Source organism: Amycolatopsis sp. NPDC102522 (assembly GCF_055584485.1).
The window spans coordinates 242,176-258,929 of sequence record NZ_JBVJLY010000008.1 but is presented as its reverse complement, the minus strand read 5'-3'; the positions used below and the strand labels follow the sequence as shown (position 1 = coordinate 258,929).

The following is a 16,754-nucleotide window of genomic DNA, read 5'->3' as shown; positions in this document are numbered from 1 at the left end:
AGAGGACTAAACGCGGGAAGCGAGGAACTCCTCGAAGGTGCCCACACCGGTCGCGTTCCCCGGGGCCAGGTTGCCGCCCGCCCGGAACGCCCGGAACGCCTTGCCCGGCAGCCACAGCGACACGATCGGCTTCCGGCGCCCCACCGACCGCTGATACGCCTGCGCCAGGTCACGGGCATCGCGCACCTCCGGTCCGCCGAGGTCCGGCACCCGTCCCGACGGCTCACCGGAAGCCAGCGCGACCAGCCGATCCGCGACGTCGCCGGTGCTGACCGGCTGGAACCGGAATCCGGACGGCATGAACGTCACCGGCAGCCGCCGTTGCGCCGCCGACGCCCGCGCGACGAGATCGTGGAACTGCGTCGCGCGCAGCACCGTCCACGGCAGACCGGACTCCTCGATCACCTTCTCCGAGGCCAGCTTCTCGTCGTAGTAGAAGAACAGGATCACGTCGATGCCGACGATCGAGATGTACACCAGATGCGGGCTGCCCGCGCGCCGCGCCGCCTCGACCAGGTTCCGCGTCACTTGCTCGTCCCCGCGCCCCAGCGTCGAGGCGCAATGGATGATCGCCGCGACACCGTCGACCGCGTCGGCGAGACCGTCACCGGTCTTCAGATCGCACCGCGCCCACTCGTGGACGGTATCCGACGGCCGCGATCGCCTGCTCATGATCCGGACCGGCCGGTCACCGGCCGCCAGCCGCCGCACCACCTCGCGGCCGAGGTCGCCGGTACCGCCGGTCACCAGAATCGGTTTCATCACCCAGGTCCTCCGTTCACGAGAGTTTCCACCCTCAAGAACCGGCGGGCCACCCGGAACGTGACAGCTGCCGTGAGAGGAACGCGAGCTTGTCCGGATTCCCGACGGCGCGGAGCCCGGCGATCCGGCCGTCCACCACCTCGAACCCGAGGACGCCGTACAAGGCCCCACCGGCCGTCGCGATCACCGCGGGACCGCCGTTGACCTCGCCGACCGCGATCGACACCTGCGCCGCGCCGGCGAACATCCCGGCGTAGAGGCGGGCGACCTTCGCCGCGCCGTGCACCGGACGCCGGGCCGCGGTGACCTTGCCGCCGCCGTCCGACCACGTCGTGACGTCGGCGGTCAGCAGGCTCTCCAGCGCGGGCAGATCGCCGTCCCGCGCCGCCGACAGGAAGCTCTCGACGAGCTTCTCGACTTCGATGAGCGACGGGTTCGAAACCCGTCGCTCATCCGACCGGTCCAACGCCTTTCGCGCCCGGCTGTGCAGCTGGCGCGAGTTGACCTCGGAGACGTCGAGGATCGCGGCGATCTCACGATGGCTGTAGGCGAAAGCCTCCTTCAGCACGAACACCGCCCGCTCGACCGGGCCGAGCTGTTCCAGCAGCACCAGCATCGCCAGCGACACCGAATCCCGCTGCTCCGCCGTCTCCAGCGGGCCTAGCACGTCTTCCGAGGTCAAGACCGGTTCCGGCAGCCACGGCCCGACATACCGCTCGCGCTGGACCCTGGCCGAGGTCAGCCGGTTCAGGCAGAGATTGGTGACCACTTTCGCCAGCCACGCCCGCGGCGACTCGATCGACCCGCGCTTGGCGCCCGCCCACTTCAGATAAGCGTCCTGAACGGCGTCCTCCGCCTCCGCGGCAGAACCGAGGAGGCGGTACGCGAGTCCGAACATGACGGGCCGCAGCCGCTCGAATTCCGTGGCGCCGTCCATCTTCCCCTACGAATCCCGCCGAATCCATCGTGGACAGTGCGGTGCCGAGGGTACCGCTCACCGGGATGGCCGTACCTGATCGGCGCTGACGTCCACAGTGACTGTATCGGTACGAAGAGAACGTCTGCGTCACCACCGAGAGAGGGGTCTGGAGTGACGTCACGTTCGTCGCGTTCGCGTGCCTCGTTGTGCGCCGTGACCGCAATGACAGTGTTAGCGCTGATCACAGCGCCCCAAGCCGGCGCGGCACCGGCACCGGGCGCCGTCCACACCACACCGGACAGATCCGGAAAGGACGTCGATGTCCGCGACACGGCGAGAACCGGCCCGCGTGCCCTCGGCGCGCAAGACCGGCTCTCGGCGTCCCGGGCGAACTCCGTCGCGAAGGCACGAGCGGAACTCGGGAACCAGGCCCTGCTCGATCTCGACGAGCTGACCGGCACCCCCCGCGTCCTGTCCCGCACCGACGGATTCCTCACCGGACCGAGCGCCAAGCCGCCTCGCGACATCGTGCTGAACTACCTGCGGGAGCAGGAAGGGCTCGTCGGCCTCAGCGCCGGTGACACCGCGAAACTGAACCTGCGCAAGGACTACGTCGACGTCGAAGGAACGCACCATCTGTCCTTCACCCAGGCTGTCGGCGGCGTCCCGGTCTTCGGCAACGGGTTGAAGGCGCACGTCACCAAGGACGGCAGGCTGATCCAGCTGGACGGCTCACCCGTGCGCGCTCTTCCCGAGTCACTCGGCGCGGGTGCCTTGGCCGCACCTGCCCCGGACGCCAAGCAGGTCGCGTTCCTCACCGCCGACGGGATCCGTCCAGCCTGGTACACGCTGGCCAAACCCGCCGCGGACAAGATGTTCCAGGAGGTGACCGACGCCGGAACCGGCAAGCTGCTCTACCGCAAGAACCTGGTGAACCACGCGAACGAAGCCGACGGCGCCAAAGGCCTCGCGTGGGAGGCGCAGCCCGGCCCGCAGAAGCAGGTCAACCTGACCCAGAAGGGCTGGCTGCCCGCCGACGCCAAGACCCTGGACGGCAACGTCGCGCACGTCGCCGCCGACGTCAACGGCGACCAGAAGTTCCAGCCCCAGGAAGAGATCGGGCCGAACTCCGACGGCACCTACCGGTACAAGTTCACCGACTTCAACGCCGCCGTCGGCCCGCCGTGCTCGACCGCGAGACCGTGCTCCTGGGATCCGAAGACACCGGGTTCGTGGGCGAAGAACAGGGAACAGAACGCCGTGCAGGCGCTGGCCTACGTCGGGAGCTTCCACGACCACCTGGCCTCCTTCCCGATCGGCTTCACCCGCGAGGCGGGCAACTTCGAGAAGGTCGACGGCGACGCCGTCCAGGTCCACACCCTGCTCGGCGCCCAGACGCCGGGCTACTACGACAACGCGTTCATGGGCACCCCACCGGACGGCCACGCGCCGACGATGGGGATGTTCCTGTTCCACGACCCCCGGGACCCCGGCGACCCGTTCCTCGCGGCGAACTCGGCCGACGACGCCACGATCATCCACCACGAATACGCTCACGGCCTGTCCAACCGGCTCGTCGTCGACGCGCAGGGCAACTCGACCCTGAACGCCTTCCAGTCCGGCGCGATGGGGGAGGCGTGGAGCGACTGGTACGCCTTCGACTACCTCGTCGGGCGTAACGCGATCAAGGACACCTCGGCGCCCGGCGAACTCCTCGGCGGCGACTACGTCAGCAACGGCGTGCCCCTCGCCCGCACCCAGCCGCTGGACTGCCCCGTCGGCGCCGGTGCGCCGCAGTGCCCCGGCACGCCAGGGGCGGGCCCCGGTGGTTACACCTACGGCGATCTCGGCCGGATCATCGGCGGCCCCGAGGTGCACGCCGACGGTGAGATCTGGGCGAGCACGCTGTGGGACGTCCGCTCCGCGCTCGGAGTGCCGCTGACGCGCGCACTGGTCACCCGCGCGATGGAACTCTCGCCCGCGTCACCGTCCTTCCTGGACATGCGGAACGCGATCCTGCAGGCCGACACGGTGATCAACGGCGGCCGCGCGCACGCCAAGCTGTGGAAGACCTTCGCCGCCCGCGGCATGGGCTACTTCGCCGCGGCGATCACCGGCGCCGACACCCAACCGGCCGAGGACTTCTCCACCCCGCCGCCCGCGGGAACCCCGACCGGGACCGTCACCGGCAAGGTCACCAACCACGAAGGCGGGGCCCCGATCGCGGGTGTCGCCATCCGGTTCGGCGGGCACGACTCCGGTTTCGGAGGCTCGCTGTCCGCGGTCACCGACGCCGCCGGCGTCTACACCATCCCCGGCGTGCTCCCGGGCACCTACCCGAAGGTCTACGCCTCCGGAGGCGGCGTGGACAGCGAGATCCGCGCGATCTCGGTGCGCTCGGGTACCACCAAGGCCGACTGGTCGCTGCGGTTCAACTGGGCCTCCGGCACCGCCGGTGCCGCGGTCACCGGGTTCAACGGCGTCGACTTCACCCCGTACGGCTGCGGTCCCGGCGACCTGGCGGCGACCTCGGTGCTCGGCGGTGGCGGCTGGTCGACCGACAAGGTCGTCCGCCCCGACGGCACGATCGAGACCCGGTTCGTGACGATGAAGCTGGGCAAACCGATCAACGTCACCGCCATCGAGATCGACCCGTCCAACGTCTGCGGCGACGACCCGCCCGCCGCGGCCAAGGACGTCACCGTCGAGACCTCGGTGGACGGCACGAACTGGGTGAAGGCGGGCAGCGGCGACTTCAAACCCGCCGACCTGAACAAGCTCACCGCGCTCCAGCTCGCTCCGGGCAGCGCGACCGGTGTGCTGTTCGTGCGCCTGACCGTCTCGTCCAACCAGCTGTCGTTCTACCCGGACAAGGCCTGCTCACCGCAGCCCAGCACGGCCGGGTGCCTGTACCTGGACGTGCAGAAACTGGCGGTGCGGGGCGTTCCCGCCTGACCGCTGGACCCACTGGACCGACGCGTCATCGCCGCTCTGGCTGCCTGAAGTACGTGAAGGCCCCCTTCATTGCGCTAGGCGCAATGAAGGGGGCCTTCACGTACTGGGGAAATCGCAGCCTGAATCCGGTAACCTGGCCCTGGCCTGAATCGTCGGCCGCACTCGCGTGATCAGAGGCCGCACTCACAAGTGCGGCTTCCAGTCACGTGAGTTCCGTCCCTGATCACGGGAGTCACGTCCCCGGTCACGCGTGGATACCGTATGATCGAGTCATCGGGGTAGAAACGTGCTCGCCCTAGGCGAGCACACGTATACGCGGCATCGAATGATCCGTCACTCCTTCACTTCGAAGGAGTCGACCTTTGCGTTCCCCTGTTCAGAGCCGTTCCCTGAAGGACGCGTGGCCCGCGCTGGCCGGGCTCTCGGCTGTGTTCCTGTTCGAGATGCTCGACAACTCGATCCTCAACGTCGCGTTGCCGACCATCGGCCGCGAGCTCTCCGCCTCGACGACCACCCTGCAATGGGTGACCGGTGCGTATTCCGTCATGTTCGGCGGGCTGATGCTGGCCTTCGGCGCGCTGGCCGACCGCGTGGGCCGCCGCAAGATCATGCTCACCGGACTCGTGCTTCTCGCCGTGGCGAGCCTGGCCACGGCGTTCGTCACCGTCGCGTGGCAGCTCATCGCCGTCCGGGCCGTCATGGGTGTCGCGGCGGCGATGACGACACCGGGCTCGCTCGCCCTCGCGTTCCGCCTGTTCGACGAAGACGTACTGCGCGTCCGCGCGACCACGCTGATCTCGACCGTGGGCCTGGTCGGGCTCGCGCTCGGCCCCACCGCCGGCGGGCTCGCGCTTTCCGTCGCGCCGTGGCAGGCACTGCTGCTGGTGAACGTGCCTGTCGCCGCGCTCGCGTTCTTCGGCATCCGGTCCGGGATCCCCGCCGACGATCCGGCCGACCTGCACCGCGACCCGATCGACGTCGCGGGTGCCGTCCTGGGCACCGCGACGATCGTCCTCGCGCTGCTCGCTCCGACGCTCTTCGTCGAAGAAGGCACCGCGTCGGCTCTGCCCTGGGGCGTCACCGCGGCCGCGCTCGCCGTCGGAACCTGCTTCGTCCTCCGTGAGAAGACGGCCCGGCACCCACTGCTGGACCTGAAACTCGTCGCACGGCCACTGGTGTCCAGCGGTCTGGCATTCAAAGCCGCGGCGGGACTGGCGACCGCCGGGCTCGGCTACCTCGTGACCCTGCACCTCCAGTTCGGTCTCGGCTGGTCGCCCGCCGAAGCGGCGATCGGGATGCTGCCCCAGGTCGTCGTCCTGATCGCCGGCGGTGCGCTCATCTCCCCGCTGATCACCCGCATCGGCCTCGCCAAGGCCGCCTGGCTCAGCGCCGTCGCGGTCGTGTGCGGGCTCGCCGTCTACACCGCTTTCGGCGGGCTCGGCTACCTCTGGATCGCCGTCGCCCTCGCCCTCGTCGCGGTGGGTATGCGTGTGGTCGGTGTCGTGGCGGGCACCAACGTGATGCGCGGCCTGCCGTCGAACCGGACCACCATCGGCGCCGCGCTCGTCGACACCGCCAGCGAGGTCACCACCGGGATCGGTATCGCGCTCAGCGGCACCATCCTGGCGCTGGTCTTCCCCAGCGCGCTGACGGCGGCCCGGAACTCGGCAGACTTCCTGAAAGCGACCACCTACGCGGGTCTCGCGCTCACGCTGTTGTCCGCGGTCCTCGTCGGCTTCGGCATCCTGCGCGGACGTCGTCCCGAATAGACGTGAAGGCCCCCTTCACAGCGCCAGGCGCAATGAAGGGGGCCTTCACGTACTTACCGGAGGACTACAGCTTCGCGCACTGCCCGGCGGACGGGCCGCGGACGGTGTTCCGCAGGTCGTAGTCCGTCGGAGCGGGGGAGTTGGCCGCGCACGCCAGAGGTCCGCCGATCGTGCTGGAAGCCAGCACCGGCCCCTTGTTGCCCGTCAACGCCACCGGTCCGCCGATCTCGGTCAGTTCGATCGAGACCGGTCCGGTCGCCCCGGTGATCGCCACCGGACCGTTCACCTTCGTCCGGTCCAGCACGATCTGCGCCGCGCCCGTCGCCGTCAGCGGACCGGAGATCGACCCGCCGCGCACGATCAGGCTCGCGCCCGCCGCCACCGAAACCGGACCCGACACCGTCGCAGCGTCCACACAGGTCACCCCGCTCTGCACGCTCAGCGGGCCCTTGCGCTCGCCGGTGACGGTCTGCGTGCACGCCGCGTCGGGCTTGCCCAGCACCTCGAACTCCGACAGCGACGCCTCCCCGCCCGTGGTCGCGGTGACCTCGAGCCGGTAGTAGGCGTAATGCGCGGGGTTCGCGATCTTGAACGGCTTGGTCTGCTGACGCCATTGGAAGGCCTGGTCGGTCCGCTGATCCGCGACCGCCCACGTCTTCCCGTCGTAGGAACCCTTCAGCACCCAGCTCTTCGCGTCGCCCGCACCCTTGCCCGAAGTCAGCGTGTAGAACGAGCCCGCTTCCTTCGTCGAGGGCACCTGGTACTGGATCGGAGCCTTGACCTTCGCCTCGGTCCGCGACGTGTTGTCGAAGAACGCCGCGTCCGCGCCGGAGACCGGCTTGGTCAGGTCGTGCGCCGGCGTCGGCACCGCGTCACCCTTGGTGATCGACTTCGGCGCGTCGTCCCGGCCGGTACCCCACGACGACGGGTTCGGGCCCATGTCGAAGTCGAGCGTCCCGCCGTTCGCGATCGCCGAATGCGCCAGCGACGTCGACGTCTGCGCCTTGCCGTTGACCTTCAGGCCCTGCACGTAGACGTTCTTCGCGCTGTTCTTCGGCGCGTTGACCACGATCTTCTTGCCGCCGGGCAGGTTCACGGTCGCCTTGGTGAACAGCGGCGAGCCGATCGCGTAGTCCGAACTGCCGACCTGCAACGGGTAGAAGCCCAGCATGCCGAACAGCCACCAGGCCGACTGCTCGCCGTTGTCCTCGTCGCCGCCGTAGCCCTGGCCGAGCTCACTGCCGACGTACAACCTGGACAGCGCCTCGCGGACCTTCGCCTGCGTCTTCGACGGCTGACCGGCGTAGTCGTACATGTAGAGCGTGTGGTGCGCGGCCTGGTTGGAGTGGGCGTACATGCCCATCCGGACGTCCCGCGCCTCGGTCATCTCGTGGATGATCCCGCCGTAGCTGCCGAACTTCAGCCCCGTCTCGGGGGTGGCGAAGAATTCGTCCAATTTGGACGCCAGTCCTGCCTTGCCGCCGAACAGGTTCGCCAGGCCCTGGCCGTCCTGCGGGACGGAGAACCGCATGCCGTACGCGTTGGTCTCGGTGTAGTCGATACCCCACACCTCCGGGTCGAACTTGTCCTTGGCGCGGGTGAACTTGCCCGCCGCGTCACGACCCTGGAAGAAGCCGACACTCGGGTCGAACACGTTCACGTACTGCGTGGCCCGCTCGGTGAAGTACCCGTAGTTGTCCAGGTACTCCTGCTTGCGCGGGTCGTTCGCCGGAGCCTCGTCGTAGAGCTTCTTCGACATGTTCGCGATGGCGTTGTCGTTGACATAGCCCTCGATCGCCCACGAGAAACCGTGGTCCGCGGTGTTCGGCGCGTACCCGAGGAACGTGCCCTCGTCGATGCCCTTGCGGCCGACAGCGCCGTTCGGCGGGGTCACCGTGGCGTTCTTGACCGCCGAGTCGTAGGCCGACTGGACGTCGAATCCCTTGACCCCCTTGAGATACGCGTCCGCGAAGGCGGCGTCCGAACTGGTCCCGGTCATCAGGTCCGCGTAACCGGGGGAGGACCAGCGCGAGATCCAGCCGCCGTCGCGGTACTGCTGCACGAAACCGTCGACCAGCTTGCCGGTCGTGTCCGGGCTGAGCAGCGAATACGCCGACCACACCGTGCGATAGGTGTCCCAGAACCCGTTGTTGACATAGAACTCGCCGTCGACCAGCTTCGCCCCGGTCTGCGTTGGCGTGTCCTGGCCCGCCTTCGGCGACACCGGGCTCGCGTACTTCTTCACCGGCTTCTCGACCGTGCCGACATTCTCGAAGCCCGAGTTCGGGTACAGGAACAGGCGGTACAGGTTGGAGTACAGCGTGATCAGCTGATCCTTCGACGCGCCCTCGACCTCGACGACCTTGAGCTTCTCGTCCCAGGCCTTCGCCGCGGTCTCGCTCACCGACTCGACCGACGCGTTCGGGGCGAGTTCCTGCTCCATGTTCTTCTTCGCCTGATCGACGCTGATCAGCGAGGTCGCGATCCGCATGTTCACGGTCTTGTCGGCGCCCGCGTCGAACTTCAGGTAGCCGAGGACGTTGTCCCGCTTCTGGTCACCCGAACCGGTCGACAGCTTCGAACCGCTGGTCACCGGCTTGTCGAAGGTGGCGTAGACGAACATCCGCGACGCACCGGCGGACAGCCCGCTCTTCACGTCGCTGTAACCGGTGATCGCCCGGCCCGCCGGGTCGAGAGTGAGCCCGCCGTTGTTGTTGACGTTGTCGAAGATCAGGTTCGAATCCGCACCGGGGAACTTGAACCGGTACAGCGCCGCGTGATCGGTCGGCGCGACCTCGGTCTTGATCCCGTTCTCGAAGTCGACGCCGTAGTAGTGCGCCCGCGCCGTCTCGTTCGAGTGCTTGAACGGCAGCTTCCGCGCCTCACGATCCGGGTTCGGCACACCGGTGGCGGTCGAGGGCAGGAACTGGAAGGTCTGCCTGTCGGCCATCCACGGACTCGGCGCGTGGCTCGCGGAGAACGCCTGCAGCGCCGGGAGGTTCTGCTCGTTGTTGCGCGAGTGGTAGGAGTACATCCAGCTCAACGTGCCCGCGTCGGTCGTCGGGATCCAGAAGTTGAACCCGTGCGGAACCGCGGTCGCGGGCATGTTGTTGCCGCGCGAGAACGACCCGTTCGACAGCGAACCGCGCGTGGTCAGCACGTTGTCGGACGGGCGCAGGCTCGCCGGCGGCGTCGGGGTCGCCGAGACCTTGATGTCGTCAAGCCAGCCCTGCAGCGAACCCGGGCCGGACGGGTTGTCGTAGCCGACCAGGATCCTGTCGACCGTCTTGCCCTTCGCGACCACACCGATCTGCGAGCGCACCAGGTTCCACTGGTTGGTGTAGAGCACCTTGCTCGCGCCCTGGCCCTGCGGCGAAAGCCCGAAACCGTACTGGTCGACAGCGCCGAGCTGGCTCAGATAGGTGCCGTCGGTGAACGCCAGGTCCACCGCGACGTTCGTGCTCGGGTACTTCAGGTCGCCGCGGATGAACTCCGGCTGCACCTTGTACGACAGCTCCGAGGTCGCCGCCACCGGGATGTCGACGTCGAAGATCTTGTTGTACGACCAGCCGTGCCCCTGCGCCTTCTGGCTGCCGGAGTAGCGGAACGCCCGCGTGCCGGTGAACCCGACCCGGTTCTTGTTCGTGTAGCCGCCCGTCGGGCCGCTGTCGGCGAAGCTGCGCATGTTCGGCAGCGCCGGCGGCGCCGGGTCCTCATTGGCCAGCAGCAGCTCCGAGAGCTGCATGATGTCGCCGCCGTTGTTCTTCGTGACGTTGAGCCGGAAGAACTTGTAGGCCGCGCTCGCGGCGGGAAGCCGGTACTCCTTGGACTGGAACCGGTCGGAGAACTTCTGCCCGGTCTGCTTGTCCAGGTCCGTCCAGGCCTGACCGTCGGCGGAGCCCTGCAGAGTCCAGTCCTGCGGGTCGCGGTTGTCGAAGTCGTTCGCCGAGGACAGCGCGTACCGCGTGATCGACGTCGGCTCCGACAGCGCGACCTGCGCCCAGCCGGTCGGGGTCCAGGCGAGCCACTTGGTGTCGGTCGAGCCGTCGACCAGGTTCGACGCCCCCTCGTTCGGGGTGTTCTCGCTGTTGGCGGAGGTCTCGGTGACCTTGCCGCGGATGTCACCGGGGATGGTGGTGGCGTTCGCGCCGTCGACGCCGAAGGCCTTCGGCTTGCCTGACGGGTCGACGTCGACGGTGTCGCTCCACGTCGGCTGCGGTTCACCTTGCTCGAAAGACGAGTGGAAGTCCGGTGGGACGGCCTCGGCCGCGGCGGCACCGGACGCCGGGAGGGCGACCAGGCCGGATGCCACGACCGTGGCGCTCAGGAGGCTGCAGACCAGAGGTCTGACGCTTCGGGGCATCGTTGCACCAATGCTTTCTCGCGGGGGCATGCTGGGCGCCGCACAGGCGGGGGACCGGTGGCGCCAAGAGAGAAGAACTCGGGTGTGACATCGATGTCAAGACACCCGGACAAACCTGACCCGAACTGGACAACCCGGATGCCCTTGCGAGCGCTCCCGAAACGTGGTGGACAACCTCCGGGGGCCGGGCCAGGGTGAATGAATCCGACTGAAAGTCGATCAGGGAAACTGGGGTGGGGAAATGCGGCGGTTGTCCATGCTCGGCGTGGCGGCGCTCATCACGGCAGGCTCGATACTCACGGCACCGGCGGCCACCGCCGGTGAAACGACCTTCCGCCCGGTGCGCACCTGCGCCGACCTGGTGCGGACCTACGATCTTCCCAGCGCTGTCACGCATGTCGAGACCGCGACCGTGGTGCCGGCGACGGCGACCGAACCGGAGAACTGCGACGTCCACGGCTACGTCGAACCGGCGGTGCGGTTCCAGCTGCGGCTGCCGACCAAGACCTACGCGGGCCGCTATCTGCAGTTCGGCTGCGGCGGGTTCTGCGGCGCCGTCACCCCTCCGCCGTTCACCGACTGCGGCTTGCCGCACGGTGGCGACGTCGCTGTCGCGGCCACCGACGACGGCCACGTCGGCACGACCCCGCTCGTCTTCGACGACGGAAAGTGGGCCGCGAACGACCAGGCCGCCCGCGACGACTTCGCCTTCCGGGCGCCGCACGTCGTGTCGAAGGCGTCCAAACGGCTCATCACGGCGTTCTATGGCGCTCCGCCGAGGAATTCCTACTTCAGCGGCTGTTCCGACGGCGGCCGCGAGGCACTCCTGCTGGCGCAGCGCTACCCGCACGACTTCGACGGTATCGTCGCCGGCGCACCCGCCGGCTACTGGGACCCGCTGCTCGGCGTCTACCAGACCTGGCTCGCCAAGGTGAACACCGGCGCCGACGGCAAACCCATCCTGACCGGGGACAAACTCCCGGCACTGCACGCCGCCGCACTGTCCTCTTGCGACAAGGCGGACGGACTGGGTGACGGCGCCATCGACGACCCGCGCACCTGCCGCTTCGACCCGGCCACCATCGCCTGCCCGACAGGCACCGACAACCTGGGCTGCCTCACCGCGGCCCAGGTCGAAGCCACGAAGAAGATCTACGCGCCGCCGACCGACGAACGCGGCCGCAAGCTCTACCCGGGCGGCCAGACCGTCGGCTCCGAACTGTCCTGGTACGGCTGGACCATCCCGGCACCCGAGTTCGGCGGCGTCCCGTTCGCGCGGGCACTCGCCGACAACTACCTGAAGTACATGGCTTACCCGATCGGCACACCGCATTCGTCGGTCGACAAGTTCGCCTTCACCGCAAGGGAATTCGACAAGCTGACCCCGGAAGGCATCCGCTCCAACGCGATGTCGACCGACCTGCGCGAATTCCGGCGCGCGGGCGGGAAACTCGTGATCTGGCACGGCTGGGCCGACCAGGCGATCCCCGCCGCGGGCACGCTCGACTACTACCAGCGGCTCACCCGCGCCAACGGCGGCTATGCCGCGACGCAGGATTGGGCGCGGCTGTTCATGGTGCCCGGGATGTACCACTGCGGCACCGGCGACAAGCTGACCGAGTACGACCCGCTGAAGGAACTGGTCTCCTGGGTCGAGCGCGGCACCGCACCGGACAAGACCATCGCCACCGGCCGTGACGCCGACGGCAAGGTCTTCCGCACCCGGCCGGTGTTCCCGTACCCGCTGCAGGCCAAGTACGACGGCACCGGCAGCGTCGACGACGCCGCGAACTTCGTGCCCGTTCCGCCTTCGCGGCCTTCGCAGGATCTCGTGAGCTGGGCCGGAAACGACCTGTACGGCAAGGCAGGTCCGGTCGCTCCGTAGCGCGCTTCGGCTGCGGCCAAGGTGTCATGAAAGGGTCGTTCAGGACGAAAAGTGTCCTGAACGACCCTTTCATGACACCCGAAGGCGCCCCGTGGGCTACGAGAGAACGCCGTCCAGTAGTTGGACCCGCCGATCCGCGATCCGGTGCACGTCGTCGTCGTGCGTCGCCACGATGACCGCGGCGCCCTCCTCGGCGCAGCGCCGCAGCAACCGGAGCACCCGCGGCGTGCTCCCGGCGTCCAGGTGGGCCGTCGGTTCGTCGGTGAGCAGGACCCGGGGCCGCCCACTGACCGCCCTGGCGAGCGCGACCCGCTGCTGCTGCCCGAACGAGACTTCGAGCGGATAGCGGTCGCCGAGGTCACCGATCCCGAGTTCCTCCAGCAGTTCCGAAACCCGCGCGTGGATGTCCTTCGCGCTCGGCTTGGGGATGTCGGACCGGAGCCGCAACGGCAGCGCCACGTTCTCCGCGATCGTGAGTTCGTTCGCGAGGCCGAGTGCCTGCGGCAGGACGGCGCAGGTGTGCCACGCCGGCGCGCCCGCGATCGGGACGCCGTCCAGGAGGACGCTGCCGGAATCGGGTGAGTCGAAACCGCACAGCAGCGCCAGCAGCGCGCTCTTGCCGGAGCCGGACCGGCCGGACACGGTGACCAGTTCTCCCGCGGCCACGCGCAGTTCGAGCCCGCGCAGGACTTCGACGTCCCCGCTGGGATGGGGGAACCGGCGGCGCAGCCCGACGGCCTCGAGGGCGGGTTCCGCCATCACGGCACGACCTCCCGTTCTTCGACTTTTTCAAGCCTGCCTTTGTGCATCCGCGCGACACGGTTGCCGAGTTCGATGAGCCGGTCGTCGTGCGAGGCGACGATGACGGCGAAATCCTGGCCCGCCAGGTACTTCAGCGTGTCGAGCACCAGATCGGCCGAACCTTCGTCCAATTGGGACGTCGGCTCGTCGGCGAGGACGACGGTCGAGCGGCGGGCCAGGGTGCAGCCGAACGCGAGGCGCTGCTGCTGCCCGCCCGAAAGCGCGGAGATCCGCCAGGAACCGGTCCCGCCCAGACCCAGCTGATCGAGGATGTCGTCGGGCAGGCACTCCGTCCCGGCCGACTCCGCCGCCGCACGGAGATTGTCGGCGACGCTCAGATACGCGAGCAGGTTGTCGGTCGGGTTCTGGAACACCAGGCCGAGGTGGTTCCGCCGCAGCGCCCGCCGGTCGCGATGCCGCAGCTTGCCGGTTTCCGTTCCCTGGAAGGCGATCGTGCCCCGGACGGGCTGCTCGAACAGGCCGAGCGTCCGCAACAGGGTGGACTTGCCGGAACCGGACGGCCCCGCCAGCACGGTGATCCCGCGTGCGGGGATGTCGATGGTGACGTCGTCGACGCCGGTGACTGTGCCGGCCGGTGTCTGGTAGTCGACGCCGATCCCGCTCAGCCGGAAGATGGGTTTCTCAGGCACGGATCAGCTCCGCGGTCCGGGCGGTGCGCACCGAGCGCATCGCGATCCAGCCTGCCAGCGCCACGACGAGCACGCCGACGGCCAGTACGGTCAGGGCGAGCGGGGTCGGGTCGGGCAAGGCCGACCGCGGCGCGAGGAACGTCGCCGGGTCGAAGCGCGGCACCGAAAGACCCGCGACCGAAATGCCGCAGACGACGCCGATGACCACCGCGAGTCCGCTGAGCGCGCCCAGTTCCATCAGATGGCTCGCCAGCAGCGCGCGCGGCCGCATCCCCATCCGCAGCACCAAGGCGCCCGCCAGCGCGTTCTGCCGACGGCGGACTTCGACCGCGACCAGCAGCGAAAGCACCGCCACCACGCCGAGCACGGCACCGAGCAGCGCCATGAACGAGAACGTCCAGGACACGACGTAGAACGGAAGCGCGTCGAGCGCGGACTCACGGGTGACACGGTTGACCGCCGTGACCACCCCCACCGAGGCCAGCGCCTCGGTCACCTGGGTCATCGACGACCCGGACAGCACACTCCACTTGGGCACGGCGGTCAGCTGCGCGGCGCTGAGCGAGTCGCGGGAGATCACGTACCCGGCCTTGGTGCCGATGATCGGGAACATCGGCAACTCGCCGATCGCCCTCGCCTCGGGAAGACCGGCCGCCAGCGTCGATTTCGCGGCGTTCCCGACCCGGATCGCCGGGATACCGGGGCCGGCGCCCGACAGGCCGCTCAGCAACCTGTCGACCTCGTCGCCGTCGAGCGGGCCGAGCGTGGTGCCGCGCCGGAAGGTGTGCGGATCCACGACCAGCACGACATTGCCGGTGCCGGTCAGCTCACCGACGATCGTGGTGTTCCCGGTGATCCCGGCGGGGAGCGTGACCTTCCCGGTGCCGACGATGCTTTCGGTGTCGACCCTGGTCTCGCCCCCGACGAAGATGGCCGACTTCGTCTGCAGCGCCTCTTCCTGGCCGCGGGCGATGCCGATGCCGGTCGCCAGGGTCCCGATCGCCAGGGTGCCGATCACGAGGACACCGGTCACCGGCGCGCGGGCGCTGGCGAGTCGCCGGATCGCCAGCTGCAGCGCCGGCCGGGACCACAGCCGCGCACGATGCGAGGCGAGCAAACCGAGCCAGGCCAGCCGCGCGGCGAGGAGACCGACGGTGAGCACGACGAACACCGGATAGGTGAGTGCGAGCGGATCGACCTGGGGGAGTGGGTTGCCGATCCGGGAAGCCTTGCCGTAGTCGACGAGCCGGGTCCAGCCGAGCAGAGCGACGCCGGCGGTCAGCAACTCCCACGGGAAGATCGCCAGCAGCTTCGTTCCCTTGCGTCGTCCGGCCTTGACCCTGCCGAGTTCGAACTCCCGGTGAGTGCGGACGGCGATCACGCCGGCCAGCAGCGCGAGCGAAACGAGCAGGATCGTGGCCGCGACGAGCGACCCCGCCAGCAGCGCCCCGTCGCCCAGCTCACCCGGTGGCCCGTAGACCCCCAGTAACAGTCGAGCGAGCACAGCGCCCGCCGCGCCACCGGCGACGATGGGCAGCCCGAGTTCGGCCACGGCGAGCAGCCCGAGCGCTCCCGGCGCGCTCCCGCGGGCGGAGAGCAGCCGCAACTGAGGGTGCCGACGCTGGTACCACTGCAACGCGACGGTGCCGATCCCGGCGCAGCCGACCAGGATGCTGATGGCCGCGAGCGGCAGGATCGAGATCAGGACATTCGATTCGGCCTGGTTGCTGATCTCCACCGAACGCTCGAACGGCAGCGATCCGATGATCGCGTCTCCGAGACCACGGGCGCCCAGATCCGCTTTGACGTCGGCGATGAGCGCCTTCGACCGTTCGAGCAGATCCTCGGCCTCGCTGATGGACTTGGGAGGAGTCTCGTAGAACGACATGTGCAGCGCGGCGAGCTTCGGGACACCCAAGTCGCGGACCGCGTCGTCGAACGTCTTGCCGTCGGTGGCGAACATGACCGAGTCGAGCGGGTCGTTGGCGAGCCTGCTGACGACGGCGTTCCGCTGCTGCGAGCACCACCAGCGCGGCGCCGGGTCGGAAAGGTCGCGGTACAGCCCGGTCACCGGAGGGAGCGGGGCGCCCTGGAACTTCGGGATGACCCCGCTTTTGATCCCCTCCGCCTTGGCCACGACGGTGCCGAGCAAAAGCCCGCCGGCACCCGCCGTCCCGTCGGCCAGTTCGACGTGGCCCGGAACCGCCTGGTCCCGGTGGGCGACGGTGACCTTGTAGTAGGGGACGCCGTTGAACTCGGTGCCGAGGAGGTACGGCGTATAGCGGGAGGTGACCGGTGCGCCGAAACCGTGCGCCGGAGCGTTCCGGCGCACCGAGTCGATGACCTGCGGAGCGACCTCGGTGGGAACGTTGTCCTTGCTGAAGACCGGCCCGTAGTAGTCCGGGCACGCGAGGCCGGACTGGTATTCGACAGCCGCGCCGCCCGCGGCCGAGGCCTGCAGGATGGCGGCGGTGCCGAGAAAACAGGCGAGCAACGCCGTCACCGCGGCGATGATCAAAGTCAGAGGGCTGCTCAGTGCCGCCCGCGGAGCCGCTCGCCACGGCATTGTCACCCTGGGCCCGCCGGAAGCCCCCCACCTCACCCGCATGGATACGCACGCTACCGGTCAGGGCGGCTCGGCGACAGAAAT

At 69.0% G+C, this 16,754-nt stretch carries 9 protein-coding genes; 3 read left to right on the top strand and 6 right to left on the bottom strand.

What is annotated here, in order from left to right:
* Positions 1–6: 6 nt before the first annotated feature.
* Together ACZ6YV_RS21240 and ACZ6YV_RS21235 are read right to left on the bottom strand one after the other, a co-directional pair.
* A complete protein-coding gene (locus ACZ6YV_RS21240) occupies positions 7–765 on the bottom strand; it encodes an SDR family oxidoreductase (protein WP_465511250.1) in 759 nt (252 codons plus the stop codon).
* Between the two features lie 31 nt (positions 766–796).
* Positions 797–1,699 (bottom strand): RNA polymerase sigma-70 factor, encoded by a 903-nt coding sequence (locus ACZ6YV_RS21235; protein ID WP_465511249.1) that lies wholly within the window; start codon positions 1,697–1,699, stop codon positions 797–799.
* A 204-nt stretch (positions 1,700–1,903) separates the two neighbouring features.
* On the opposite strand from ACZ6YV_RS21235, the gene ACZ6YV_RS21230 reads away from it, so the two are divergent.
* Together ACZ6YV_RS21230 and ACZ6YV_RS21225 are read left to right on the top strand one after the other, a co-directional pair.
* Positions 1,904–4,636, top strand: coding sequence for a M36 family metallopeptidase (locus tag ACZ6YV_RS21230; protein WP_465511248.1), 2,733 nt, complete (start codon positions 1,904–1,906; stop codon positions 4,634–4,636).
* A 362-nt stretch (positions 4,637–4,998) separates the two neighbouring features.
* Entirely contained in the window at positions 4,999–6,405 is a 1,407-nt protein-coding gene (locus tag ACZ6YV_RS21225; RefSeq protein WP_465511247.1) for an MFS transporter, read from the top strand.
* Between the two features lie 64 nt (positions 6,406–6,469).
* Here the strand turns inward: ACZ6YV_RS21225 and ACZ6YV_RS21220 are convergent, their stop codons facing one another.
* Positions 6,470–10,768, bottom strand: a complete 4,299-nt coding sequence (locus tag ACZ6YV_RS21220; protein WP_465511246.1) for a GH92 family glycosyl hydrolase — start codon at positions 10,766–10,768, stop codon at positions 6,470–6,472.
* Positions 10,769–11,009: 241 nt separating this feature from the next.
* Here ACZ6YV_RS21220 and ACZ6YV_RS21215 point away from each other — a divergent pair, with 241 nt between their 5' ends.
* Positions 11,010–12,653: a tannase/feruloyl esterase family alpha/beta hydrolase gene (locus ACZ6YV_RS21215; RefSeq protein ID WP_465511245.1), complete on the top strand. Its 1,644-nt coding sequence runs from the start codon at positions 11,010–11,012 to the stop codon at positions 12,651–12,653.
* A 96-nt stretch (positions 12,654–12,749) separates the two neighbouring features.
* Here ACZ6YV_RS21215 and ACZ6YV_RS21210 read toward each other — a convergent pair whose 3' ends face one another.
* The 3 genes from ACZ6YV_RS21210 to ACZ6YV_RS21200 are packed head-to-tail and all read right to left on the bottom strand — an operon-like array spanning position 12,750 to position 16,670.
* Positions 12,750–13,412 carry an ABC transporter ATP-binding protein gene (locus tag ACZ6YV_RS21210; RefSeq protein WP_465511244.1) on the bottom strand — a complete coding sequence of 221 codons (663 nt, stop codon included), beginning with the start codon at positions 13,410–13,412 and terminating at the stop codon, positions 12,750–12,752.
* Positions 13,412–14,104, bottom strand: coding sequence for an ABC transporter ATP-binding protein (locus ACZ6YV_RS21205; protein ID WP_465511243.1), 693 nt, complete (start codon positions 14,102–14,104; stop codon positions 13,412–13,414). The genes ACZ6YV_RS21210 and ACZ6YV_RS21205 overlap by 1 nt, the downstream gene beginning before the upstream one ends.
* Positions 14,097–16,670 carry an FtsX-like permease family protein gene (locus tag ACZ6YV_RS21200; RefSeq protein WP_465511242.1) on the bottom strand — a complete coding sequence of 858 codons (2,574 nt, stop codon included), beginning with the start codon at positions 16,668–16,670 and terminating at the stop codon, positions 14,097–14,099. The genes ACZ6YV_RS21205 and ACZ6YV_RS21200 overlap by 8 nt, the downstream gene beginning before the upstream one ends.
* Positions 16,671–16,754 lie beyond the last annotated feature (84 nt).